We start from the raw sequence: 23,926 nt of genomic DNA on the forward strand, positions 1-23,926 counted from the left end.
CCAGGGCACCAGCTTGCGCTGCAGGGCGCGCAGGCCCATTTCCATGGCGAAGGCGATCAGGGCAATCACCAGGATCCCCAGCACCACCACATCGGTGACCAGGAATTGCGCGGCGGACTGCACCATGAAACCCAGGCCGCTGGTGGCGGCAATCAGCTCTGCCGCCACCAGGGTCGACCAGCCCACGCCCAGGCCGATGCGCACGCCGGTGAGGATGTCCGGCAAGGCGCTGGGCAGGATCACATGGCGAATCAGCTGGGCCCGGGTAGCCCCCAGGGACTGGGCGGCGCGCAGCTTCGCCGGGTCCACGGTGCGCACGCCGGTGGCGGTGGCGATGGCGATCGGGGCGAAGATCGCAAGGTAGATCAGCAGCACCTTGGACAGCTCGCCAATGCCGCACCAGATGACGATCAGCGGCAGGTAGGCCAGGGGCGGAATCGGCCGGTAGAACTCGATCAAAGGGTCGAGCACGCCACGGGCGATGCGGTTTGCGCCGATGGCGATGCCCACCGGAATCGCCGTCAGCACGGCAAAGCCCAGGGCCAGGCCGATGCGTTGCAGGCTCGCCGCCAGGTGCTGCCATAGGGTGGAATCCATGTAGCCGCTGGTGGCCAGCAACCAGCCCTTTTGCAGCACCGCAGAAGGGGGCGGCAGGAACAGCGGCTCGATCAGGCCGGTGGCGGTGACGGCCCACCACAAGGCCAGCAGGACCACCAGGGTCAGCACGCTGATCCAGCGGGTGCTCAGGCTGCGGCGCGCGATTTGTGGCGCTTTGGGGTTGGCCTCGCCGGTGGCGGTGGCGGGAATCTCGTAGCTGCTCATGGCCGCTCCTGCTGCTGGGTGGCGCTGCGCTGGGAGAACACCCGGGCCAGCACGTGTTCGCGGGTTTCGATGAACCGCGGGTCGGACTTGATCGCCCGCGCCGACTCGCCGGCGGCGTAGCGCTGGCCGAAGTCCAGGTTCAGGCGTTCGACGATCTGCCCCGGGTTGGGCGCCAGGAGAATCAGGTCGGTGGCCAGGAACACCGCTTCCTCGATGTCGTGGGTAATCAGGAACACCGGCTTGGCAGTGCGCCGCCAGACTTGCAGCAGCAGCTCCTGCATCTGCTCGCGAGTGAAGGCATCCAGGGCACCGAAGGGTTCGTCCATCAGCAGCACCCGCGGGTCGGCCGCCAGGGCGCGGGCCAGGCCCACACGCTGCTTCTGGCCACCGGAGAGCTGCCAGATGCGGCGCTTGTCGAAGCCGGCCAGGTCCACCAGGGCAAGCATTTCCCGAGCCCGGGCTTCGCGCTTGTCGCGGGCCACGCCAGCCAGCTCCAGGCCGAAGGCGACGTTGCCCAGCACGTCCTGCCAGGGCAGCAGGGCATCGTCCTGGAACACCACGCCGCGTTCGGCGCTGGGGCCCTGCACCGGTACGCCATCGAGCTGGATGCGCCCGGCGCTGGGTTCGACGAAGCCGGCAATCAGGTTCAGCAGCGAGGTCTTGCCGCTGCCGGAAGGGCCCAGGGCGACCAGCAGTTGCTGTGGCCCCAGGGTCAGGGAAATATCCGCCAGCACCGGTTCGGCGGCGCCGGGGTACTGTGCGCTGATGCGCTCCAGTTGTAGCAAGGCCATGACGGCTATCTCCTGTCCTGACGCGGGTTATTCAGGGATGAACTTGGCGCTGACGTAGGGGGCGTAGTCCGGCAGCACTGCCTCGACCTTGCCCTGCTCCTTGAGGAACGCGGCGGTGTCGGTGATGGCCTTGGTGGTCGGCGCACCGAGGCTGACCACCTGGTCGGCGGCCAGCGGGTAGACGTTGCCCTGCAGTAGCAGCGGGATATCGCTGGCCTTGGCCCCGGAGAGTTTCACCAGCTTGTCGACGTTGCCCTGGTTGGCCAGCCAGGCTTGCGGGTCCTTGCGGTACTGGGCGTAGGCATCCAGGGTCACCTTGGCGAAGGCCGTGACGATTTCCGGATGCTTCTCGGCAAAATCCTTGCGCACGATCCAGGCGTCGAAGGTCGGTGCGCCGAACTTGGCCAGTTCACCGGAGGTGATCAGCACCTTGCCGTTTTCCTTGGCCACGCCCAGGGCCGGGTCCCAGACGTAGGTGGCGTCGATATCGCCGCGCTTCCAGGCGGCGATGATCGCCGGTGGCGCGAGGTTGAGTATCTGCACTTTCGAGGGGTCGACGTTCCAGTGCTTCAGGGCTGCCAGCAGGCTGTAGTGGCCGGTGGAAACGAAGGGCACGGCGACTTTCTTGCCGACCAGATCCTGAGGGCTGTTGATCCCGGAACCGTCCCGGGCCACCAGGGCTTCGGCGGCGCCGATCTGGGTGGCAATGAGGAAAGTCTGCACCGGCACCTTGCGGGTGATGGCGGCGGTCAGCGGGCTGGAGCCCAGGTAGCCGATCTGCACATCGCCGGAAGCGATGGCGGCGATGACGTCGGCGCCGTTATCGAATTTGCGCCAGTTGATCTTGGCCTGGGTGGCTTTTTCGTAGCTGCCATCGGCTTGCGCGACCTTGGCCGGGTCGACGGTGGTCTGGTAGGCGACGGTGACGTCGGCCGCCTGGGCGAAGAAACTCGCTGCGGCCAGGGACGCGGCCGCCAGGAGGCGAAGGGGGAAATGCAGTTTCATGGGAGGCTCCTCATAGGCGGCCGATGATCGGCGTGGGAGGAGACTAAATGATCTAAGAATGCAGAAATAAATAACTTATTTGCATTAGCTTATGAGAGGAATATGCAGCGTGTTGTTCGCCGGCAAGCCGGCTCCTACGGGAGGGGGGTAGGAGCCGGCCGGCGAAGCGTCAGTTGCTGATGGCCAGGATGCTGGCCTGGTAGGCGCCGACGAACACGTCGAAATCACCCACCTCGTTCTGTTCAAGCTCGGTCTGCTGTTCCAGGGATTTGCGCGCCGCTTCTTCGAACGCGGCTTGCTCTTCCTTGCTCAGGGCCTGGCTGCGGAAGTACTCGGCATGGGCCTGGCTCTGGCGCAGGGAGAACTGGGTGAAGCTCTCCTTGTGCTCGCTCATGGCCGCCAGCACCTGGGCCGAAGGGGTCAGGGACGAATCCTTGACCTTGGCCAATTGGGCGTCCAGGGCCTTGCTGTGCACGTCGCTGCCATGGCTCTGGTCGAGCAGGGCGGCCAGAGGGGCAATCTGCTCCAGCAGTTGGGCGGCCCACTCCTTCATTTCCACCGGCTGGCCCTGGCGTTGCAGCTGCAGGCCCGGGCGCCGGCCTTCCTTGACCACGGCGAGGAAGTTCGAGGTGGCATTGCCGCACTCGTTGTTCTCGAACAGCGGGCTGTCGTTGAGTGCGCAATACAGCAGGAAGGCGTCGAGGAAGCGGGCTTCCTGGATGTCGATGCCCAGTGGCAGGAACGGGTTGATGTCCAGGCAGCGTACTTCGACGTACTGGATACCCCGGGCCATCAGCGCCTGGATCGGCCGCTCGCCGGTGTAGGTCACGCGCTTGGGGCGGATGTTGGAGTAGTACTCGTTTTCGATCTGCAGGATGTTGGTGTTCAGTTGCACCCATTCGCCATCCTTGTGGGTGCCGACTTCCACATAGGGCGCGTAGGGCGTGGCCACGGCCTTGCGCAGGCTGTCGGTGTAGCTGTTCAGGTCGTTGTAGCAAGGGGTCAGGCCGGCCTGGGCCTTGCTCTGGTAGCCCAGGTCGCTCATGCGCAGGCTGGTGGCGTAGGGCAGGTACAGGGTCTCGGCGTCCAACTGTTCCAGCTGGTGCGAGCGGCCGCGCAGGAAACCCGCGTCCAGGGCCGGCGAGGCACCGAACAGGTACATCAGCAGCCAGCTGTAGCGACGGAAATTGCGGATCAGCGCGATATAGGCCGAGGACTGGTAGTCACGGTCGGTGCCGACAAAGCCCTCGGCCTGCTTGAGCAGCGGCCATAGCTGTTCCGGCAGGGAAAAGTTGTAGTGGATCCCGGCAATGCACTGCATGGTCTTGCCGTAGCGCAGGGCCAGGCCCTTGCGGTACACGTACTTGAGCTGACCGATGTTGGAGGTGCCGTAGTAGGCGATGGGGATATCTTCCTCGGCCGGCAACGGGCACGGCATCGATGGACTCCACAGGTACTCGTTGCCGAGCTTGCTGTAGGCGAAGCGATGAATCTTGTCGAGGCTGGCCAGGGTGTCCGCCGGGTCCTTGAGGGCCGGGGTGATGAACTCCAGCAGCGACTCGGAGTAGTCCGTGGTGATCTGTTCGTTGGTCAGCGCGGAACCCAGTTCTTCCGGGTGCGGGGTCTGTGCCAGGCGGCCTTCGCCGGTGACACGCAGGCATTCACGTTCGATACCGTGCAGGCACTGCTCGAGCAGAGAGAGGTTAGCGCGCTCGCCGAGCAGAGCCAGGCGGCGGTTGAGAAGTTCGCTCAAGTTGGATTCCTTCACGCGTCAGTCGCCCCAATATGGGGGTGGGCAGGACGGTCTACAAGGGTGAAGTTAAAACTGGCGTTTTCGCCTGGTTTTTGAGTCAAGCTGACTCGCCTGAAAACGCCAATCCTTCATCCCTGAATCTGGCTTTAGCGCGGGCAGAAAACTCCGACGCCGCTTTTGCAGCGCCGAAATTAACCCAAATACATGACAGGGAGCTATAGGACCGCGAAGGTGCCTTGTGCTTTTGCGACCAGTTTGTCGCCCTGGATCACATCCGCTTCCACCACCAGGGTGCGGCGGCCGGGGTGGATCACCTTGGCCCGGCACAGCACCTCGCCCTCGGCCACGGCGCGGATGTAGTTGATCTTGCACTCGATGGTGGCGCTCTGCTGGTCGAAGCCGTGGGTGCTGGAGCAGGCCAGCCCCATGGCAATGTCCACCAGGCTGAAGATCGCCCCGCCGTGCAGCTTCTGCCCGCGATTGCGCAGTTGCGGGGTCAGCTCCAGGGCGACGTCCGCTTCGCCGGTTTCCAGGCGTTGCAGACGGCAGCCGAGCAATTGGCTGAAGGCGCTTTCGGTCAGACCGGCAGGGATCTGCATCAGCGTTTCTTCAACTGCTTGGCGTTGGCGAACAGCGAGGCCATGGCGTTGTTGCTCGGAGCGGGCGCGGCGCTCTCCTTGCGCGGTGCATTGCCCTGGGAGGAGCGTGGCGCCGAGCCGGGGCGGGAGCCACGGGCACCGTCGATCTTCTCGCCCGGGGTGTCGCCCATGCGCATCGACAGGCCGACGCGTTTGCGCGGGATATCGACTTCCATGACCTTCACTTTCACCACGTCACCGGCCTTCACCGCTTCGCGTGGGTCCTTGATGAACTTCTCCGACAGCGCCGAGATGTGCACCAGGCCGTCCTGGTGCACGCCGATGTCGACGAAGGCCCCGAAATTGGTGACGTTGGTCACCACGCCTTCGAGGATCATCCCCAGTTGCAGGTCCTTGAGGTCTTCGACACCGTCCTGGAACTCGGCGGTCTTGAACTCGGGGCGCGGGTCGCGGCCGGGCTTGTCCAGTTCCTGGAGGATGTCGGTGACGGTGGGCAGGCCGAAGGTTTCGTCGGTGAACTTTTTCGGGTCCAGGCGCTTGAGGAAGCCGCTGTCGCCGATCAGCGAGCGGATGTCGCGGCCGGTGTCGGCAGCGATGCGTTGTACCAGCGGGTAGGCTTCCGGGTGCACTGCGGAAGCGTCCAGCGGGTTGTCGCCGTTCATCACACGCAGGAAGCCGGCGGCCTGTTCGAAGGTCTTTTCACCCAGGCGGGCGACTTTTTTCAGCGCGGCGCGGGTCTTGAAGGCACCGTGTTCGTCGCGGTGGCTGACGATGTTCTGCGCCAGGGTCGCGTTGAGGCCGGAGATCCGCGCCAGCAGGGCCACGGAGGCGGTGTTGACGTCGACGCCCACGGCGTTCACGCAGTCTTCCACCACCGCGTCCAGGCCACGGGCCAGTTTCAGTTGCGAGACATCGTGCTGGTACTGGCCGACACCGATGGATTTCGGGTCGATCTTCACCAGCTCGGCCAGTGGATCCTGCAGGCGGCGGGCGATGGACACCGCGCCACGGATCGATACGTCCAGGTCCGGGAATTCCTTGGCCGCCAGCTCCGAGGCCGAGTACACCGATGCACCGGCTTCGGAGACCATGACCTTGGTCATCTTCATGGCCGGGTATTTCTTGATCAGCTCGGCCGCCAGCTTGTCGGTTTCCCGGCTGGCGGTGCCGTTGCCGATGGCGATCAGGTCCACCGAGTGCTTGGCGCACAGGGCAGCCAGTATGCCCAGGGTCTGGTCCCACTTGTTGTGCGGCACATGGGGGTAGACGGTGGCGTGGTCCAGCAGCTTGCCGGTGGCATCCACCACCGCCACCTTGCAGCCGGTGCGCAGGCCCGGGTCCAGGCCCAGGGTGGCGCGCGGGCCGGCCGGAGCGGCCAGCAGCAGGTCGTGCAGGTTGTGGGCGAAGACGTTGATCGCCTCGGTTTCCGCGCCATCGCGCAGCTCGCCCAGCAGGTCGGTTTCCAGGTGGGTGTAGAGCTTGACCTTCCAGGTCCAGCGCACCACTTCGCCGAGCCATTTGTCGGCGGCACGGTTCTGGTTCTGGATGCCCACGTGCTGGCCGATCATGCCTTCGCACGGGTGCATGGTGCCCGGCAGCTCGTCACCGACTTTCAGCGCGGAGCTGAGAATGCCTTCGTTGCGGCCACGGAAAATCGCCAGGGCGCGGTGCGACGGCATGCTTTTGAGTGGTTCATCGTGTTCGAAGTAGTCACGGAACTTGGCGCCTTCCTCTTCCTTGCCAGCCACCACGCGGGCGCTGATGGTCGCTTCCTGCTTGAGGAAATTGCGCAGCTTTTCCAGCAGGCTGGCGTCTTCGGCGAAGCGCTCCATCAGGATGTACTTGGCGCCTTCCAGGGCGGCCTTGACGTCGGCCACGCCTTTTTCGGCGTCGACGAAGCGTGCGGCTTCGGTTTCCGGAGCCAGGTTCGGGTCGTTGAACAGGCCGTCGGCCAGTTCGCCGAGGCCGGCTTCCAGGGCGATCTGGCCCTTGGTGCGGCGCTTCTGCTTGTAAGGCAGGTAAAGGTCTTCGAGGCGGGTCTTGGTGTCGGCCAGCTTGATGTCGCGGGCCAGCTCCGGGGTCAGCTTGCCTTGCTCTTCGATGCTGGCGAGGATGCTGATCCGCCGTTCGTCGAGTTCTCGCAGGTAGCGCAGGCGCTCTTCCAGATGACGCAGCTGGGTGTCATCGAGGCTGCCGGTGACTTCTTTCCGGTAGCGGGCGATGAAGGGCACGGTGGAGCCTTCATCCAATAGAGCGACGGCCGCTTCGACCTGTTGTGGGCGTACGCCGAGTTCCTCGGCAATGCGGCTGTTGATGCTGTCCATAAAACCACCTGACAAATTGTGAAAGCAGGCCCGCGGGCACGAAAATAAGGCCCGGCGAGTCTGGTTGAGCGGCCTGGCACGCGCCGCCACCTGGATCAAAAGGCTGCCTGTTGACCCGTGAAATCGAAAAAATACTGCCGGCCCGGGTAAAAAAATAAACCGGCCGCAGGCGTACTGATCAGATATTGCCCAACACAAAAGGCGGCGCATTATACCCAGCGTTAGCCGTTGCGGGGTGATCGCCAGCCTCAGGCCGACAGCGGGTTTGCTGGCGATAGAGGAAAAATCTGCTAACAATGCACTCGGTGCGTATAACGGCAGCTACGCCATAATGCGCACCGAGATTAGAGGAGCATCCAATGAGCAGCACTGTACAAACTGCTGAAGGCGAAAAAATTCTTATTGTTGACGACGACCCGGGGCTGAGCAGCCTGCTGGAGCGTTTCTTCGTCAGCAAGGGCTACCGTGCCCGCGCAGTACCGAACACCGAGCAAATGGACCGCCTGCTGGGTCGCGAAGTGTTCAACCTGGTGGTACTCGACCTGATGCTGCCCGGCGAAGACGGCTTGACCGCATGCCGCCGCCTGCGCAGCGCGAACAACCAGATTCCGATCATCATGCTCACCGCCAAGGGCGACGAGCTGAGCCGCATCAAGGGCCTGGAACTGGGCGCCGACGATTACCTGGCCAAGCCGTTCAATCCCGACGAGCTGATGGCGCGGGTCAAGGCCGTATTGCGTCGCCAGTCCGCCCCGGTGCCGGGTGCGCCGGGCAGCGAAGACGAAAGCGTGACCTTCGGCGACTACGAGTTGTCCCTGGCCACCCGCGAGCTCAAGCGCGGAAATGAAGTGCACATGCTCACCACCGGTGAATTCGCGGTGCTCAAGGCGCTGGTGATGAACGCCCGCCAGCCGCTGACCCGGGACAAGTTGATGAACCTGGCCCGTGGTCGCGAATGGGACGCCCTGGAGCGCTCCATTGACGTGCAGATCTCCCGCCTGCGTCGGATGATCGAGCCCGATCCTTCCAAGCCGCGCTACATCCAGACCGTCTGGGGCGTGGGTTATGTCTTTGTGCCGGATGGCACCGCGACCAAGTGATCATTGATTTGTAGGAGCCAACGCCCGGGCCGGTAACGACCCGGGCGTTCGCATTCCGCAACGGTGCGAGCGCGAGTCGCTCCTGCAAAGTGTGTAGTGGCTGTTATGAAAACCCCGCTGTGGTTCCCCCAGAGTTTCTTCTCCCGCACCCTGTGGCTGGTGCTGATCGTGGTGCTGTTTTCCAAGGCATTGACCCTGGTTTATCTGTTGATGAACGAGGACGTGCTGGTGGACCGGCAGTACAGCCACGGCGTGGCCCTGACCCTGCGCGCCTACTGGGCTGCCGATGAATCCAACCGTGACCAGATCGCCGAGGCTGCCGGCCTGATCAAGGTGGTGGGCAGCGGCGTACCGGCCGGCGAGCAGCATTGGCCCTACAGCGAGATCTACCAGCGGCAGATGCAGGCCGAACTGGGCGCCGACACCGAAGTGCGCCTGCGCATGCATGCGCCGCCGGCGCTCTGGGTGCGGGCGCCGAGCCTGGGGGACGGCTGGCTCAAGGTGCCGCTGTACCCCCACCCGCTGCGGGGGCAGAAGATCTGGAGCGTGTTGGGCTGGTTCCTGGCCATTGGCCTCTTGTCCACCGCCTCGGCCTGGATTTTCGTCAGCCAGCTCAACCAGCCCCTCAAGCGCCTGGTGTATGCCGCCCGGCAACTGGGCCAGGGGCGCAGCGTGCGCCTGCCCATCAGCGATACGCCCAGCGAAATGACCGAGGTCTACCGCGCGTTCAACCAGATGGCCGAGGACGTGGAACAGGCAGGGCGAGAACGGGAGTTGATGCTGGCCGGGGTGTCCCACGACCTGCGCACGCCGCTGACCCGGCTGCGCCTGTCGCTGGAATTGATGGGCGATCACACTGACCTGACCGACGACATGGTGCGGGATATCGAGGACATGGACGCCATTCTCGACCAGTTCCTGGCCTTCATTCGCGATGGGCGCGACGAATCGGTGGAAGAGGTGGACCTGGGCGATCTGGTGCAGGAAGTGGCGGCGCCCTACAACCAGAACGAAGAACGGGTGCACCTGCGCCTGGAGCCGATCCAGCCGTTCCCGTTGCGCCGGGTGTCGATGAAGCGCCTGCTCAACAACCTGATCGGTAACGCCCTGAATCATGCGGGTACGGAAGTGGAAGTGGCGGCCTATGTGTCCGGTGACACCAATGCGCCCTATGTGGTGCTCAGCGTGATGGACCGTGGCGCGGGGATCGATCCTTCGGAACTGGAAGCGATCTTCAACCCCTTCACCCGTGGCGACCGTGCCCGCGGCGGCAAGGGCACCGGGCTGGGGCTGGCCATCGTCAAGCGGATTGCCGCCATGCACGGTGGCAATGTCGAACTGCGCAACCGCCCCGATGGTGGCCTGGAAGCGCGGGTACGCCTGCCGCTGGGCTTGCTGCTGCCCCGTGATGCGGATTGATCAGGGCTTCGCTCCTGCAGGCAGCACATAGCCCGTAGGAGCTGGCTTGCCAGCGCAAGGCCGGCAACGCGATCCCTAGCCCTTGCCCTTGGTCCGGGTCATGTTCGGCCCGCCGTTCTTCTCGATGTGCTCGATGATGATTCCCGCCACGTTCTTGCCGGTGGTGGTCTCGATGCCTTCCAGGCCCGGCGAGGAATTGACTTCCATCACCAGCGGCCCGTGATTGGAACGCAGGATATCCACCCCTGCCACGCTCAGGCCCATGACCTTGGCCGCCCGCAGCGCGGTCATGCGTTCTTCGGGAGTGATCTTGATCAGGCTGGCGCTGCCGCCGCGATGCAGGTTGGAGCGAAACTCCCCCGGCTTGGCCTGGCGTTTCATTGCCGCGATCACCTTGTCCCCCACCACGAAGCAGCGAATGTCGGCGCCGCCGGCCTCCTTGATGTACTCCTGGACCATGATGTTCTGCTTCAGGCCCATGAAGGCCTCGATCACCGATTCCGCCGCCGTGGCGGTTTCACACAGCACCACGCCGATGCCCTGGGTGCCTTCCAGCACCTTGATCACCAATGGCGCGCCGTTGACCATCTCGATCAGGTCGGGAATGTCGTCCGGGGAATGGGCGAAGCCGGTCACCGGCAGGCCGATACCACGCCGCGACAGCAACTGCAGCGAGCGCAGCTTGTCCCGGGAGCGGGCGATGGCCACCGATTCGTTGAGGGGGAACACCCCCATCATTTCGAACTGGCGCAGCACCGCGCAGCCATAGAAGGTCACCGAGGCACCGATCCGCGGGATCACCGCATCGAAGCCTTCCAGGGGCTTGCCGCGGTAGTGGATCTGCGGCTTGTGACTGGCGATGTTCATGTAGGCGCGCAGGGTATCGACCACTACCATTTCATGGCCACGCTCGGTGCCGGCCTCGACCAGACGACGAGTGGAATACAGACGCGGGTTACGCGACAGCACAGCGATCTTCATGCAACACCTGTGGCAGAGGTAGTGGATACCGGGAACACCGGTTTGTCTTGTACGTACTTGATGCCCGGATTGACCACCAGTTGGCCGTCGATCAGAGCCTTGGAACCCAGCAGCAGGCGATAGCGCATGGCCTTGCGGCAGGCGAGGGTGAACTCCACCCGCCACACCCGATCGCCCAGGGCCAGGGTGGTGCTGATCACGTAGCGCACCTGGGCCTGGCCATTGGAGCTTTTAATGGTTTTCATCGCCACCAGCGGCGCTTCGCAACGCCGGTGACGCAACTGCACCACACTGCCCAGGTGGGCATTGAAGCGCACCCACTGCTCACCGTCGCGCTCGAAGGGCTCGATCTCGGTGGCATGCAGGCTGGAGGTGCTGGCCCCGGTGTCGATCTTGGCGCGCAGGCCGGCCACGCCCAGATCCGGGAGCGCCACCCACTCGCGCAGACCGACAACGGTCAAATGGTCAAAAGTCTTCAATAAGGAAAATCCGCAATTAGCTGTTCCAGGCCGCGGCCGGAACCTCGGCCAGGGCTTTGAATGCAGGCTTGGCGAACCAGTAGCCCTGCATCAGATATATTCCACAGTCGCTGAGAAAGTCCCGTTCACCGGCGCTTTCAATACCTTCGGCGATGACTGTAACCCCCAACTCCGCACACATTGTGACAATCGCGCGGATGATCGCCTGGCGTACGCGATCCTGGTCCACATCGCGCACCAGCGCCATGTCGAGCTTGATCAGGTCGGGTTGGAAATCCGCCAGCAGGTTCAGCCCCGAGTACCCCGAGCCGAAGTCGTCGATGGCGGTCTTGAAGCCGAATTCGCGGTATTCACGCAGAATATTGGTCAAATGGCGATAGTTATCTACGTGCTGGCTTTCCAGGGTTTCGAAAATCAGCCGGTCCAGGGGAAAACGCTGGGCCCGGGCCGCCTCCAGGGTGCTGCGGATGCACAGTTCCGGCCGGTACACGGCGTTGGGCATGAAGTTGATCGACAGGTGGCTTTGCATCCCCAACTGGGCGGCGAGGGTGATTGCCTGGGTCCGGCAGCGCTGGTCGAAACGGTAGCGATTGCTGTCATTGACCTGGCCCAGCACCGTTCCCGCCCCTTCGCCATTGACCCCGCGCACCAGGGCTTCATGGGCGAAGACCGAGTGGTCCCGCAGATCGACTATGGGCTGGTAGGCGAAGGAAAAATCGAAGCCCAGTGGCTGGCTTTGCTGGCAACCTTCGCAACGGTTGCCGGGCGAGGTCAGGGAAGTGGGGAAGTCAGTCACGGGGACTCCTCGCGTATCAGGGCGCAACCTGGGTTATTTTAGGTGAGCGGCAGGGTTTATGAGAGCCCGCTTGCAGGCGGTAAAGTTGCGACATTTTTCAGCGAGGGGAATTCCAGTGGCGCACAAGCAGGAAGAAGAGGACAAGGTTCGTCTGGATAAATGGCTGTGGGCAGCGCGCTTCTACAAGACTCGTGCCCTGGCCAAGACAGCGATTGAAAGCGGCAAGGTGCATCACCGGGGCGAGCGCTGCAAACCGGGCAAGGAGCCGCGGGTAGGCGATGAATACCAGATTCGCGCCGGCTTCGACGAACGCACCGTGGTGGTCCAGGCCCTGTCCATCGTCCGCCGTGGCGCTCCTGAAGCGCAGGCTCTGTACGCGGAAACCGAGGCCAGCATCGCCAAGCGCGAAGCCGCTGCGGCCCAGCGCAAGGCTGGTGCCCTAGGAGTGAGCACCGACGGTAAACCGAGCAAGAAACAGCGCCGGGACCTGTTCAAGTTCCACGGCAGCAACCACGAATGAAACCGTAGGAGCCGGTAAGCCGGCTCCTACGGGGCTGCTTAGCGCAGCAGGCTGCTGGCGCGCACCACGCTCATGCGCGAGAGCACGGGCATCCGGCTCAACAGGTTGAACAGCGGGTGGGTCAGGCGCAGCAGGAAGTTCGACATCCGCGCCGCGTACGGGGTGTAGTAGCCCCAGCCCAGGGCCAGCACCGCCAGCAGCACACCGCCGATGTAGTCGTCCTGGCCCCAGTGGGCGCCTGCCACCAGGCGCGGCATCATGAACAGCAGGGTCAGGCCCCAGACGATCAGGAACTGGCCGATGCTGCGGCTGAAGATCCCCATGAACAGGCCCCAGATCAGCAGCACCGAAGCGTGGTCGCCCGGGAAGCTCTGGCTGGAGCGGTCCTTGAGTTCCCAGGTCTTTTCCCAGCCCGGGAAGTAGTCGCTCATGTGCACGGCGCCTTCCAGCACCATGGACGGGCTGTTGTGCTGCCAGTTCATGACGGCCACCAGCTTGGAAAACAGCGCGCGAATCACCACCATCAGAATCAGGATCGATAGAAAGCCGAAGAAGGCACGGCGCACATCCACCGCCTTGAACACCCAGTCACCGCGAATCAGCAGGCCGAGCATGATCAGCCCCACTACGATATCGAACGGCCGCAGGCTGGCCACGGCCCAGATATGCAGCCAGGTCGAGTTGCTTGCCAGAGGGGCGTTGAGGTGGTGGAACAGCCATTCGTCGAAGACCGTGCAGAGCGCCTGCCCGGTGGGCCACAACCAGAAACCCAGCAGGGCCAAAGGGAGTAAATTGCACAGAACCAGCTTGCCGAGGTTCCACCTTGCTTGGAACAAACCCGGATTGTTCATAAAATATCTCCAATCACCGCAAAACTGCACCCTCATGGTGCAAAGCCGCAATTTTCGGTGCTTGTCACCTTTTTGTCATCATTCAGATACCCAGACCTATGACTGATTTGCCGGATACCGACTTCACTCAACGCTTCATCTTCGATGAGAGCGACACCCGCGGCGAGCTGGTGGCGCTGGAGCGCAGTTACGCGGAAGTCCTCGCCAAACACCCCTATCCCGAGCCGGTTGCACAGCTGCTTGGCGAACTGATGGCGGCGGCATCGTTGCTGGTCGGCACCCTGAAATTCGATGGCTTGCTGATTCTCCAGGCCCGCTCCGAAGGCCCGGTGCCGCTGCTGATGATCGAGTGCTCCAGCGAGCGCGAGATCCGTGGCCTGGCCCGTTACGACGCGGAGCAGATCGCCCCTGATGCCACCCTCGCCGACCTGATGCCCAACGGCGTCCTGGCCCTGACCGTGGACCCGACCAATGGCCAGCGCTACCAGGGCATCGTCGACCTGGACGGCACCAACCTGGCGGAATGCTTCACCAACTACTTCGTCATGTCGCAACAGACCGGCACCCGTTTCTGGCTCTATGCCGACGGCCGCAGCGCCCGTGGCCTGCTCCTGCAACAACTGCCCGCCGACCGCCTGCGTGATCAGGAAGAGCGTGACGCCAGCTGGCAGCACCTCACCGCCCTGGCCAGCACCCTGACCGCCGATGAGCTGCTGAGCCTGGACAACGAAACCGTGCTCCACCGCCTGTACCACGAAGAAGCCGTGCGCCTGTTCGACGTGCAGCCGCTGCGTTTTCGCTGCAGTTGCTCGCGGGAACGCTCGGGCAATGCGCTGGTCAGCCTGGGTCTGGAAGATGCCCAGCAACTGGTGGTCGAACATGGCGGCAGCATCGAGATCGATTGCCAGTTCTGCAACGAACGCTACCTGTTCGATGCCGCTGATATCGCGCAATTGTTCGCGGGGGCGGGCGTGGACACGCCGTCAGATACTCGTCACTAAAACGATTCAGCGCAGGTAAATCACCTGGCAAACGCCGGAATTACGCCGTGCTGACGGGAGGGCCCTACTATTTTGGGGCTTTTCTGGCATAATCCGGCGCACTTTTTTCGCGGTAGTAGTGCGCGAGTTTCTACTACAAAACGTTTGGAGCACTCGGCCAATGGCCGACGGGGAACCTCATGACGCAAGCCAATAACGCCGTGTACACCGATCTGAGTGTGGATGATCTGGTCAAAGAAGCCCTGAACCGCGGTGAGGGCGAGCTTGCCGATACCGGCGCTCTGGTGGTTCGCACCGGTCATCGTACCGGCCGTTCGCCAGTGGATCGTTTCATCGTAGAAGAGCCCAGCACCCAGGACGCTATCGCCTGGGGCCCGATCAACCGCAAATTCCCGGCGGCCAAGTTCGACGCCCTGTGGGACCGCGTTGAAGCCTACCTGGGCGAGCGCGAGCGTTTTGTTTCCCATGTGCATGTAGGTTCCGATCCGGCGCACTACCTGCCGGTGAAAATGACCACCGAGACCGCCTGGCACAACCTGTTCGGCCGCTGCCTGTTCATCAACCCCGAGCAGTACAACGCCGGTGGCAAGGATGAGTGGCAGATCCTCAACGCGCCGAACTTCGTCTGCGAGCCAGAGCGCGACGGCACCAACTCCGATGGCACCGTGATCCTCAACTTCGCGGCCAAGAAAGTGCTGATCGCCGGCATGCGCTACGCCGGTGAAATGAAGAAAGCCCTGTTCTCCGTGCAGAACTTCCTGCTGCCGGCTGCCGACGTACTGCCGATGCACTGCGCCGCCAACATGGGCGAAGAAGGCGACGTGACCCTGTTCTTCGGTCTGTCGGGCACCGGCAAGACCACCCTGTCCGCCGACGAAAGCCGTTACCTGATCGGTGACGACGAACACGGTTGGGGCGTGGGCGTGGTGTTCAACATCGAAGGCGGTTGCTATGCCAAGTGCATCGACCTGTCGGAAAAGAACGAGCCGGTGATCTGGAAAGCCATCCAGCACGGTGCCGTTCTGGAAAACGTGGTGATCGACCCGGTCACCAAGAAAGCCGACTACGCCGACGACAGCCTGACCCAGAACAGCCGCGCCGCCTACCCGCGCGAGCTGATCGAAAAACGCGCACCGAAGAACCTCGGTGGCGAGCCTAACGCCGTGATCTTCCTGACCTGCGACCTGACCGGCGTACTGCCGCCTGTCTCGATCCTCAGCGAAGAACAAGCCGCCTACCACTTCCTGTCCGGCTACACCGCTCTGGTGGGCTCGACTGAAATGGGTTCGGGCTCGGGCATCAAGTCGACCTTCTCCACCTGCTTCGGCGCACCGTTCTTCCCGCGTCCGGCGGGCGAATACGCCGAGCTGCTGATCAAGCGCATCCGCGGTTTCGGCTCCAAGGTCTACCTGGTCAACACCGGCTGGACCGGCGGTGGCTACGGCGTGGGCAAACGCTTCAACATCCCCACCACCCGTGGCGTGATTGCAGCGATCCAGAGCGGCGCGCTGATCGGTGCCGAGACCGAGCACCTGGACATCGTCAACCTGGACGTGCCAAAAGCCGTACCGGGCGTCGAGACCGGCCTGCTCAACCCACGCAACACCTGGGCTGACAAAGCCGCCTACGACGAAGCCGCCAAGGCCCTGGCCGGCCTGTTCATCGAGAACTTCAAGAAGTTCGACGTGAGCGACGCGATCAAGGCAGCCGGTCCAAAGCTGTAAGCCTCGACCTGCAATGAAAAAGCCGCCCTTCGGGGCGGCTTTTTTGTGCGCAGCTGTAGCCGCTGGCGCAGGCTGCGATGGGATGCGCGGCATCCCCTGGGCCAGCCAGACACCCTCACGTCTTCAAGTGCAACACCAGCGCTCCCAGCAACACCAGCACCACCCCCGTCACCTGCACCGCCGTCAGCCGCTCCTTGAAGAACACATAGCCCAGCACCGCGGCGATGCCGCCGGACAGGGTGCTGATCACCGTCACCACCGACACCGAGCCGCTCATGGCGCCCCAGGAAAAGGCGAAGAAGGCGCCCAGGTTCATCAGGCTGGTGGAGGCCAGCAGGCCGCAGTTCTTCAGTGGCGGAATCTTCAGCCCGTCCGCGACTTTCAGCACCATCAGCAGCATTACGCCGCTGCCCACCGCGTAACCCAGCCAGAGCATGCTGATCGGCCCCAGTTGCGGCAGGGTGTAGCGGCCCTGCAGCCAGAAGCTGGTGCCATACAGAACGGCCGAGAGCAAGGCGAAGAAGATCGAGCGGCCGGCGGCGGTGCTGTGGGGCAGCTTGGAGTCCGAGTGCAAGCTGGAGAGGATCACGCCGATCACGCACAACAGGATGCACATGAGCTGCAGCAGGCTGATCTGCTCGCCACTGGCCCAGGACAGCAACGTGGTGACCACACCGTAGGAGGTCACCAACGGGGCGACGATGGAGGCTTTGCCCAGGGCGAAGGCCTTGCCCAGGGCCAGGGCGCCGGAGACGGTGAAGGCCGCGGCGACCACGCCCATCAGCCAGACCTCCAGGGGCGCGGCCATGGCCTTGAGCAGGAAGGCGGGAAAGATCACCAGCAGCAGGCTCATCAGGGTGAACCCCAGGCTCTGGCTGAAGAACACCGCACGTTTCACGCCCACGGCGCGCACGTTGAGCCCCACGAGAAAATCGGTGCCGCCCCAGAGCAGGGCGGCGAGCAAGCCCATCAGTACGTCCACGACATTTCCTTATGTACTGCCGTGAACCTTAGACGCCTTCCAGCTCCTGAGTGTCCCAGCGTTGCTCCTTGAGCGCCCGGTACAGCATGCCGATGGTCAGCGGGAGCTTGTCTCCCCGACCCTTGGCGCGACGCTTGAGGGACACATCGTAGCCTTCGGGCTGGAAGTAGCGATAGCTGTCGAAATCGACAAAATCGATATCAAACTGTTCTTCCAGAGCGTTGAGTAAATGACGGGCGTCGGCGCCGTCGCAACCCAGGTCGAGATTGATCGCGGTGTTCAGGCGAAGAGTCTTGCGCTCGGGCAGGCCTATTTCCTCATGCAGCAGTTGCATGAGCTGGCGCATGATGACGTCGTCGGGAAAGCCGGGGGCCAGTTGCATGGTCGGGGTTCACTTGCGGTTTCCAGGAGCTGCAGTGTAAGGCGAGTAGGGGTTTGGCTTGCAAGTGCTCGGAGGTCGGGACGGGGGGCGTTGCTCCGGGTAGGCAAGACTGTCGTTTTGCGCTGTATTTACGGCGCCAGGCCGAGCATTGGCGGGCAAAACTGTGTATGGTTCGCCGCTGATGGGTGGGGCGGGATAGAGGTCCGGCCATCGTTATCTACAGGGATTTTGTTATGGCTTTTTTCCGCCTGGCGGCGTTGTTGTGGCTAGGGATGCTGATGAGTCCGGTGCAGGCTCAGTCGTTGTCGCTCCAGGTGCTGGATGCGGTGGTCAAGGACGCGGTACTGGCCGATGCCGAAGTGCAGTTGGGGCAGGCTTCCGGGCGGACCGATGCCCAGGGGCGAGTGACGCTGGAGGCCGCCGATTCGCCGGGCAGTGAACTGCTGATCCGCAAGCTCGGTTATGCCGACCTGCGGGCCAAGTGCCCGTGCCAGGGGCTGAGCTACGCCATGAGCCCGGTGCTCAAGGATCCGCAAAGCCTGCGCGTGGTGCTGAGCTGGAGTGCACCGGGGGAAGACCTGGATGCGCATTTGAGCTATCCCCACCGGTTGCTGTATTACGCCACCGGCACCGGGCCGGGGGCGCGGATGAATGTGGATAGCACCGACAGCCGCGGGCCGGAGACCCTCACCATCGAACAGCCTGTGCCGGGCGATGCCTACGTGTATGCGGTGCACGACTTTACCAACGGCAATAACCCCGAATCCTTGCGCCTGGGCCGCAGCCAGGCGCAAGTCTTTGTCTATAAGGGCCCGACGCTGATGCGCAGCTACCGGGTGCCACAGAACCGCCAGGGCAACCTCTGGGTAGTGTTTCGCCTGACGGCCAATGGCCAACTGCAGGACATCGATCGGGTGCTGCAAGGCAACGAGGAAGTGGAGTCGCGGATGAGCAACCTCGATCCGCTGCTACTGGCCAATGGCAAGCCCATCGATGAAGTGCTGGCCAGGGACGAGGGGCCGGTGGATGCCAAGAGCCTCAACCAGAAAGGCGAGGCTTCCTACCGCAAGGGCGACTTCGGCAGTGCGGGTATCTACTATCGCGAAGCCATCGAGCTGGATCCAGGCTTTGCCCAGGCCTACAGCAACCTGGCGCTGTCCAACCGCAAGAACAGCCGCCCCGACGAGGCCGTGGCCGCCGATCGCCAGGCAATCGCCCTGGCCAGTGGCCCATCGGCGCCCACCATACGCGCCAGCGCCTACTACGACATGGGGCGCATCTACGAAGATGCCGGGCAATTGGTCACGGCGCTGGAGCACTACCGCAAGGCCCGAGAGCAGAAGGCCAACCCGGTGTACGACAAGGCGATAGAGCGGTTGCAGAACCGCTGATCACACAGGCAGAAGTTATCTCCACAACGCGCCGGCAGTGGCGCGTTGTGCATTTATGGAGGTTGGTATGCGAATTCGTGTTTTCCCCTGGTTGCTGGCGCTGTGTCTGACCACAGGGGTGGCCCAGGCGGCCGGGCCGCTGGTGTTCGCCACCATCGACCGCAGTGGCTGGCCGAATCCGCTGACCAGCGCCGCAGATTTCGATACCGCCTCCCGGGCCGAGATTCTGATGTTCAGCAAAGCCCTGCTGGCCACCGAGGCCTTGGATGACAAGGCCCTCAAGCAGCGGCTTGGAGTGCGGCAGCTTGACCGCAAGTCGGTGGATCAACTGCGCCAGCGTTTTTGGGACCAATTGCTGGGCAACTACCGGCAGGCCAGCCAGGGCTGTGATGGCCAGCCTTTCTGTCTGCAGGTACGCAGCCTTGGGGAGCTGCGGCAACTGGCGGCCAGCTTCACCGGTGGCAGCAAGGCGGCCTACGGCGCCTGGGGTGAGGCCAGTGGGCAGTTTCATCAGCAGTACCTCAATGAACAGCTGCGCCTGGCCGCCTTGTTTCCCGCCGTCAGCAGTGAGATCCAGCGCATGGACCCGGCAGAGCGCCTGGGCGACGAACTGGCAGACCGGCAGTTTCTGCTGACCTTCGACGATGGGCCGAGCCTGAGAGACGGGCCTACGGATCAGTTGATCGAGGTGCTGCGGGCCTACGATCTGCATAGCCTTTTCTTTGTCCTGGGGGACTCGTTTCAGGCGCGCCTGAGCCAGTCTTCGGCAGGGAAAATGCGCGAGTTGTACGACGGTCAGTGTGTGGGCGTACATGGCTGGGAGCACAAGTCCCACTCCTCCTGGAACGAATGGCAAAGCTCGGTGATTCGCAGCGCCAACTTGGCCAACCGCACGTTGACCAATGAGTACCTGCCGCTGTTCCGGCCGCCCTACGGGCAGCGTCGTAGTGACAGCGCCGGGTTCTTCAAGGCCCAGGGGGTGCAGGTGATGCTGTGGAACATCGACTCCCAGGACTGGAGCAAGAAGGTCAGTGCCGAGGCGGCCGCGCAGCGGGTGCAGACACTGATGCTGCTCTGGCGCCGGGGCATCATTCTGTTCCATGACACCCATGCCAAGGCCGCCCAGGCGGTGCCGGCCTTGCTCAAGGCCAATCAGCACAACGGCGTGCAGTGGCTGGATTGCCGGACCTTGCGCTAGCGGTGGCCTCCTTTAGCGGCAAGCCGGCTACTGCGCTGGGGCTGGCTTGCCGATGAAGCTTCTTGTGCCCGGTATCATCCGGTAGCGCTTTTCCTTCGACCTTTTCTGGCCCTGCCGACCTGTCCCGCTAGTCTTCAAGACAGGTCAGCGGTCCAAGGAGTGACCCTTATGCACAGCACCCTGGAACAGGTCTTCGGTTATCTACAGTTTCGTCCGGGCCAGGAGGCCGCAGTCAGCGCGGTGCTCGCCGGGCGCTCGGCGGCAGCGATCTTTCCCACCGGCTCGGGCAAGTCCCTGTGCTACCAGTTGCCGGCCCTGCTGCTGCCGCACCTGACCCTGGTGGTCTCGCCGCTGCTGGCGCTGATGCAGGACCAGTTGGCCTTCCTCCAGCGCCACGGCATTGCCGCTGCCAGCATCGACTCGGCCCAGGGCCGGGATGAAGCCAATGAGGTCATGGCCCGGGCTCGTTCCGGGGAGCTGAAGATCCTGATGATCTCGGTGGAGCGGCTGAAGAACGAACGCTTTCGCAACTTTCTGCAGCAGGTGCCCATCTCCCTGCTGGTGGTGGACGAGGCGCACTGCATCTCCGAATGGGGCCACAATTTCCGCCCCGACTACCTGAAACTGCCGGACTACCAGCGCCAGTTCAACATCCCCCAGGCCCTGCTACTGACGGCCACGGCGACCCCCAAAGTGATCGCCGACATGCAGGCCAAGTTCGCCATCGCCCAGCAGGACGTAGTAACCACCGGTTTCTACCGGCCCAACCTCAACCTGCTGGTGGAGCCGGTACCGGGCGCCGACAAGCGTCGGCGGCTGGTGCAGTGGATGAGCGCCCGGGCCGGGCAGCCGAGCATTGTCTACGTGACCCTGCAGAAAACCGCCGAGCAGATCGCCGAGCACCTGAGCCAGCAAGGCATCGCCGCCGAGGCCTACCACGCCGGCCTGCCCCACGAGCAGCGCGAGTCGATCCAGCGTCGCTTCATGGAGGGCCGCAGCCACTGCATCGTCGCCACCATCGCCTTCGGCATGGGCATCGACAAGAGCGACATCCGCAACGTGGTGCACTTCGATCTGCCCAAGTCCATCGAGAACTACAGCCAGGAAATCGGTCGTGCCGGGCGCGACGGCCAACCTTCGGATTGCCTGGTGCTGGCCAACCGCGACAGCCTCAACGTGCTGGAAAACTTCGTCTACGGCGACACCCCGGAATTGAGTGGCATCCGTTGTGTGCTGGAGGAGTTGCAGGCATCGGCGGCGGACGGGCAATGGGAGTTCCTGCTCGGCCCCCTGGCGGACCAGAGCAACATTCGCCAACTGCCACTCAAGACCTTGCTGGTGCAGTTGGAACTGCGGGGCCTGATCGCGCCGCGCTATGCCTATTTCGCGGAATACCGCTTCAAACTGCTGCTGGAAACCGAGGCCCTGCTGGCGCGTTTCGAAGGCGAGCGGAGGGACTTCGTCGAGGCCGTGATCAACACTTCAAGCCGCGCCAGGACCTGGGCCACGGTGAATTTCGACGCGCTCTACGAGCAGTACCAGGCGCCGCGCAACCGGGTGGTCAAGGCCCTGGACTACTTCCAGGAAAAAGGCTGGGTAGAGCTGGAAAGCAAGCAGATGACCGAGGTCTACAGCCTGTTGCAGACGGACTTTGACCTGGCGGCACTGAGTGCCGACCTGCACGGTTATTTCACCCGCCACGAGGGCAGTGAAATTGCGCGGATCCACGCCATGCTCGACCTGTTCGCCACCGAGCAGTGCCTGGGTTACCGCCTGGCGGAGTATTTCGGCGACCGGCAGGCACCCCAGCGTTGCGGGCATTGTTCGGTGTGCCATGGCCAGGTGGCGCGGCTGCCGGAGCCGCCGGTTCTGCCCGTGCTTGTGGATAAGAGTTTCGACGGGCTGTGTGGCCACTTTATCCACAGGCACCAGCAGCACACCGGCGATGTACCCGGGGCGGAACGCCTGACCCGTTTTCTCTGTGGTATCAGCGTGCCGTTGTTCACCCGGCTCAAGGCTCGGAGCATCCCCGGTTTCGCGGCACTGGAAGATTACCCTTATGCCGCGGTGCGGGCGTGGTGCGAGGCCCATTTGCCAGGCTGAAAATCCATCTGCTGAATGCTGCTCATCACAGGAATAAATTTCAAAAATGATGAGGGCCTGACTATGGTGGGGGCTGTCTTTGGATCGCCCACAAGAGAGCCAACATGAGCCAGACAGCTTTCGATATTCAGCGCGCCGCCGTGATCGGTGCCGGCACCATGGGCCGTGGCATTGTCATGTGCCTGGCCAATGCCGGCCTGCCGGTACTGTGGCTGGACAACAACCCGCAGATGCTCCAGCAGGCCCTGGCGGCGGTGGCGGACACCTATGCCCACAACGTGCGCCAGGGGCGCATCGATCAGGCCGAGGCCGATGCGCGGGTGGCGCGGATCAAGCCGGCGGCGGATTATCCACAGCTCGCCGACGTGGATCTGGTGATCGAGGCGGTCTACGAAAACCTCGAACTCAAGCAGCAGATCTTTCGCCAGCTGGACGCGACCCTCAAGCCCGAGGCGATCCTTGCCAGCAACACCTCGGCCCTGGATATCGACGCGATTGCCGCAGTCACCCAGCGGGCGCCACAGGTACTGGGCCTGCACTTCTTCAGCCCGGCCCACATCATGAAACTGCTGGAGGTGGTGCGCGCGGCCAAGACCGCTCCTGCGGTGCTCGACGCTGCCCTGGCCCTGGGGCAGCGCATGGGCAAGGTCAGTGTCGTGGCGGGCAACTGCTTCGGCTTCATCGGCAATCGCATGCTCAACACCTACGTGCTCGAGGCGCGCAAGATGCTGCTGGAAGGGGCGTTTCCCTATCAGGTGGATGGCGCCTTGCAGGGGTTCGGTTTCGCCATGGGCCCGTTCCGCATGTATGACGTGGTGGGCATCGACCTGGGCTGGCGCGCCCGGCAACTGGACGGTGTGGGCCAGGATGCGCCCGAGGTGCAGATCGACAACCGGTTGTGCGAGTCGGGTCGTTTCGGCCAGAAGAGTGGCGACGGCTACTACCACTACGAACCCGGCAGCCGCCAGGCCGAGCATGACCTGCAGGTGGATGCGCTGGTGCTGCAGGTCAGCGAGGAGCTGGGTTACCGGCGCCGGGACATCGGCCCCGAGGAGATCCTCGAGCGCTGCCTGCTGGCGCTGGTCAACGAAGGTGCGAAGATTCTCCAGGAGGGCATCGCCCAGTCGGCCGCCGACATCGACCGGGTCTATCTCAATGGCTACGGTTTTCCCAAGGAGCAGGGTGGGCCGATGAGCTGGGCTGATGCCCAGGGGCTGGAGCAGGTCCGCCAGCGTTTGCAGCACCTGCAAGCCGAACACGGGGCGCATTGGCGCCCGGCGCAGTTGATCGAGGAACTGGCCGCGGCCGGAAAAGGGTTTGCCCAGGCTTAGCTGCCTGGGGTGAAATGCCGGGCGATCAACCGATCGCCCGGCCTTCAATCGATGGGAGAGAGCCCTGATGTCCGAGCCTATGCCGCAACGCGGCGACTATCGCCATTTCCAGCCGATCATCACCCGCTGGCATGACAACGATGTCTACGGCCACGTGAACAATGTCACCTACTACAGCTTCTTCGACACGGCGGTGAACACCTACCTGATCGAACGGGGCGGGCTGGATATCCATGAAGGCGAGGTGGTGGGATTCGTGGTCAGCTCGGCTTGCGATTACTTTGCGTCCATCGCCTTTCCCGAACGCATCGAGATCGGTTTGCGGGTCGGCAAGCTGGGCAACAGTTCAGTGCAGTACGAACTGGCGGTGTTCA

The 23,926-nt window shown here is 63.4% G+C and carries 22 protein-coding genes; 10 read left to right on the forward strand and 12 right to left on the reverse strand.

What is annotated here, in order from left to right; translation table 11 throughout:
• From tauC to F6S12_RS21190, 6 genes are all read right to left on the reverse strand, one after another.
• Positions 1-822 (reverse strand): taurine ABC transporter permease TauC (tauC, locus tag F6S12_RS21165; protein ID WP_315869298.1); only part of this gene is annotated, 822 nt, incomplete at its 3' end.
• Positions 819-1,613 (reverse strand): taurine ABC transporter ATP-binding subunit, encoded by a 795-nt coding sequence (gene tauB, locus F6S12_RS21170; RefSeq protein WP_011058651.1) that lies wholly within the window; start codon positions 1,611-1,613, stop codon positions 819-821. The genes tauC and tauB, both read right to left, overlap by 4 nt.
• Positions 1,614-1,640: 27 nt before the next feature.
• Positions 1,641-2,618 carry a taurine ABC transporter substrate-binding protein gene (gene tauA, locus F6S12_RS21175; protein ID WP_265577732.1) on the reverse strand — a complete coding sequence of 326 codons (978 nt, stop codon included), beginning with the start codon at positions 2,616-2,618 and terminating at the stop codon, positions 1,641-1,643.
• 169 nt (positions 2,619-2,787) lie between these two features.
• Entirely contained in the window at positions 2,788-4,371 is a 1,584-nt protein-coding gene (gshA, locus tag F6S12_RS21180; RefSeq protein ID WP_026020196.1) for a glutamate--cysteine ligase, read from the reverse strand.
• 215 nt (positions 4,372-4,586) lie between these two features.
• Entirely contained in the window at positions 4,587-4,970 is a 384-nt protein-coding gene (locus F6S12_RS21185) for a PaaI family thioesterase (protein ID WP_011058654.1), read from the reverse strand.
• Positions 4,970-7,294, reverse strand: coding sequence for a Tex family protein (locus F6S12_RS21190; RefSeq protein WP_041115200.1), 2,325 nt, complete (start codon positions 7,292-7,294; stop codon positions 4,970-4,972). The genes F6S12_RS21185 and F6S12_RS21190 overlap by 1 nt, the downstream gene beginning before the upstream one ends.
• Before the next feature lie 359 nt (positions 7,295-7,653).
• On the opposite strand from F6S12_RS21190, the gene ompR reads away from it, so the two are divergent.
• Together ompR and F6S12_RS21200 are read left to right on the forward strand one after the other, a co-directional pair.
• Positions 7,654-8,394 (forward strand): two-component system response regulator OmpR, encoded by a 741-nt coding sequence (ompR, locus tag F6S12_RS21195; protein ID WP_011058656.1) that lies wholly within the window; start codon positions 7,654-7,656, stop codon positions 8,392-8,394.
• A 105-nt stretch (positions 8,395-8,499) separates the two neighbouring features.
• Complete coding sequence (locus F6S12_RS21200) at positions 8,500-9,813, forward strand: ATP-binding protein (RefSeq protein WP_011058657.1); 1,314 nt, start codon at positions 8,500-8,502, stop codon at positions 9,811-9,813.
• A gap of 75 nt (positions 9,814-9,888) precedes the next feature.
• Here F6S12_RS21200 and rimK read toward each other — a convergent pair whose 3' ends face one another.
• Genes rimK through F6S12_RS21215 form a run of 3 tightly spaced genes read right to left on the reverse strand, consistent with a single transcriptional unit; the run spans position 9,889 to position 12,069 of the window.
• Positions 9,889-10,794, reverse strand: a complete 906-nt coding sequence (gene rimK, locus F6S12_RS21205) for a 30S ribosomal protein S6--L-glutamate ligase (RefSeq protein WP_007931744.1) — start codon at positions 10,792-10,794, stop codon at positions 9,889-9,891.
• Positions 10,791-11,255, reverse strand: a complete 465-nt coding sequence (locus F6S12_RS21210; protein WP_370505884.1) for an ATP-dependent zinc protease — start codon at positions 11,253-11,255, stop codon at positions 10,791-10,793. Before F6S12_RS21210 ends, rimK begins: the two co-directional genes overlap by 4 nt.
• A gap of 34 nt (positions 11,256-11,289) precedes the next feature.
• On the reverse strand, positions 11,290-12,069 hold the full coding sequence (locus F6S12_RS21215) for an EAL domain-containing protein (RefSeq protein WP_011058658.1): 780 nt from the start codon (positions 12,067-12,069) through the stop codon (positions 11,290-11,292).
• 115 nt (positions 12,070-12,184) lie between these two features.
• Here F6S12_RS21215 and F6S12_RS21220 point away from each other — a divergent pair, with 115 nt between their 5' ends.
• Entirely contained in the window at positions 12,185-12,589 is a 405-nt protein-coding gene (locus F6S12_RS21220; RefSeq protein WP_011058659.1) for an RNA-binding S4 domain-containing protein, read from the forward strand.
• 38 nt (positions 12,590-12,627) lie between these two features.
• On the opposite strand, the gene F6S12_RS21225 is transcribed toward F6S12_RS21220, so the two are convergent.
• Positions 12,628-13,440, reverse strand: coding sequence for a phosphatase PAP2 family protein (locus tag F6S12_RS21225; RefSeq protein WP_011058660.1), 813 nt, complete (start codon positions 13,438-13,440; stop codon positions 12,628-12,630).
• Between the two features lie 98 nt (positions 13,441-13,538).
• Here F6S12_RS21225 and hslO point away from each other — a divergent pair, with 98 nt between their 5' ends.
• Both hslO and F6S12_RS21235 read left to right on the forward strand, forming a co-directional pair.
• On the forward strand, positions 13,539-14,441 hold the full coding sequence (gene hslO, locus F6S12_RS21230) for an Hsp33 family molecular chaperone HslO (protein ID WP_011058661.1): 903 nt from the start codon (positions 13,539-13,541) through the stop codon (positions 14,439-14,441).
• 179 nt (positions 14,442-14,620) lie between these two features.
• Complete coding sequence (locus F6S12_RS21235) at positions 14,621-16,165, forward strand: phosphoenolpyruvate carboxykinase (protein WP_011058662.1); 1,545 nt, start codon at positions 14,621-14,623, stop codon at positions 16,163-16,165.
• A 115-nt stretch (positions 16,166-16,280) separates the two neighbouring features.
• Here F6S12_RS21235 and F6S12_RS21240 read toward each other — a convergent pair whose 3' ends face one another.
• Together F6S12_RS21240 and F6S12_RS21245 are read right to left on the reverse strand one after the other, a co-directional pair.
• On the reverse strand, positions 16,281-17,135 hold the full coding sequence (locus F6S12_RS21240) for a DMT family transporter (RefSeq protein WP_172681979.1): 855 nt from the start codon (positions 17,133-17,135) through the stop codon (positions 16,281-16,283).
• A 40-nt stretch (positions 17,136-17,175) separates the two neighbouring features.
• A complete protein-coding gene (locus F6S12_RS21245) occupies positions 17,176-17,529 on the reverse strand; it encodes a DUF1493 family protein (protein WP_077933204.1) in 354 nt (117 codons plus the stop codon).
• 233 nt (positions 17,530-17,762) lie between these two features.
• On the opposite strand from F6S12_RS21245, the gene F6S12_RS21250 reads away from it, so the two are divergent.
• The 5 genes from F6S12_RS21250 to F6S12_RS21270 form a co-directional block, all read left to right on the forward strand.
• Positions 17,763-18,920 (forward strand): YfaP family protein, encoded by a 1,158-nt coding sequence (locus F6S12_RS21250; protein ID WP_053148509.1) that lies wholly within the window; start codon positions 17,763-17,765, stop codon positions 18,918-18,920.
• A gap of 67 nt (positions 18,921-18,987) precedes the next feature.
• Complete coding sequence (locus tag F6S12_RS21255) at positions 18,988-20,118, forward strand: polysaccharide deacetylase family protein (protein ID WP_161466418.1); 1,131 nt, start codon at positions 18,988-18,990, stop codon at positions 20,116-20,118.
• Between the two features lie 168 nt (positions 20,119-20,286).
• The gene (locus tag F6S12_RS21260) at positions 20,287-22,221 is read left to right on the forward strand and encodes an ATP-dependent DNA helicase RecQ (protein ID WP_315869299.1); all 1,935 of its coding nucleotides are present in this window, start codon (positions 20,287-20,289) and stop codon (positions 22,219-22,221) included.
• Between the two features lie 104 nt (positions 22,222-22,325).
• A complete protein-coding gene (locus tag F6S12_RS21265) occupies positions 22,326-23,552 on the forward strand; it encodes a 3-hydroxyacyl-CoA dehydrogenase (RefSeq protein ID WP_123431236.1) in 1,227 nt (408 codons plus the stop codon).
• Positions 23,553-23,619: 67 nt separating this feature from the next.
• A partial coding sequence (locus F6S12_RS21270) for an acyl-CoA thioesterase (protein WP_315869300.1) occupies positions 23,620-23,926 on the forward strand: 307 nt, incomplete at its 3' end.

Source organism: Pseudomonas sp. JV245A (assembly GCF_032424515.1).
Lineage (GTDB): Bacteria > Pseudomonadota > Gammaproteobacteria > Pseudomonadales > Pseudomonadaceae > Aquipseudomonas > Aquipseudomonas protegens.

Excerpts from the sequence above, each read along its gene's own strand:
- F6S12_RS21250 (WP_053148509.1), top strand. The coding sequence starts at position 17,763 with ATGGCTTTTTTCCGCCTGGCGGCGTTGTTGTGGCTAGGGATGCTGATG.
- F6S12_RS21235 (WP_011058662.1), top strand. The coding sequence starts at position 14,621 with ATGACGCAAGCCAATAACGCCGTGTACACCGATCTGAGTGTGGATGAT.
- rimK (WP_007931744.1), bottom strand. The coding sequence starts at position 10,794 with ATGAAGATCGCTGTGCTGTCGCGTAACCCGCGTCTGTATTCCACTCGT.
- tauB (WP_011058651.1), bottom strand. The coding sequence starts at position 1,613 with ATGGCCTTGCTACAACTGGAGCGCATCAGCGCACAGTACCCCGGCGCC.
- hslO (WP_011058661.1), top strand. The coding sequence starts at position 13,539 with ATGACTGATTTGCCGGATACCGACTTCACTCAACGCTTCATCTTCGAT.
- F6S12_RS21185 (WP_011058654.1), bottom strand. The coding sequence starts at position 4,970 with ATGCAGATCCCTGCCGGTCTGACCGAAAGCGCCTTCAGCCAATTGCTC.
- F6S12_RS21190 (WP_041115200.1), bottom strand. The coding sequence starts at position 7,294 with ATGGACAGCATCAACAGCCGCATTGCCGAGGAACTCGGCGTACGCCCA.
- F6S12_RS21265 (WP_123431236.1), top strand. The coding sequence starts at position 22,326 with ATGAGCCAGACAGCTTTCGATATTCAGCGCGCCGCCGTGATCGGTGCC.
- F6S12_RS21245 (WP_077933204.1), bottom strand. The coding sequence starts at position 17,529 with ATGCAACTGGCCCCCGGCTTTCCCGACGACGTCATCATGCGCCAGCTC.
- F6S12_RS21260 (WP_315869299.1), top strand. The coding sequence starts at position 20,287 with ATGCACAGCACCCTGGAACAGGTCTTCGGTTATCTACAGTTTCGTCCG.
- F6S12_RS21240 (WP_172681979.1), bottom strand. The coding sequence starts at position 17,135 with ATGGGCTTGCTCGCCGCCCTGCTCTGGGGCGGCACCGATTTTCTCGTG.
- tauA (WP_265577732.1), bottom strand. The coding sequence starts at position 2,618 with ATGAAACTGCATTTCCCCCTTCGCCTCCTGGCGGCCGCGTCCCTGGCC.
- F6S12_RS21200 (WP_011058657.1), top strand. The coding sequence starts at position 8,500 with ATGAAAACCCCGCTGTGGTTCCCCCAGAGTTTCTTCTCCCGCACCCTG.
- F6S12_RS21225 (WP_011058660.1), bottom strand. The coding sequence starts at position 13,440 with ATGAACAATCCGGGTTTGTTCCAAGCAAGGTGGAACCTCGGCAAGCTG.
- ompR (WP_011058656.1), top strand. The coding sequence starts at position 7,654 with ATGAGCAGCACTGTACAAACTGCTGAAGGCGAAAAAATTCTTATTGTT.
- F6S12_RS21255 (WP_161466418.1), top strand. The coding sequence starts at position 18,988 with ATGCGAATTCGTGTTTTCCCCTGGTTGCTGGCGCTGTGTCTGACCACA.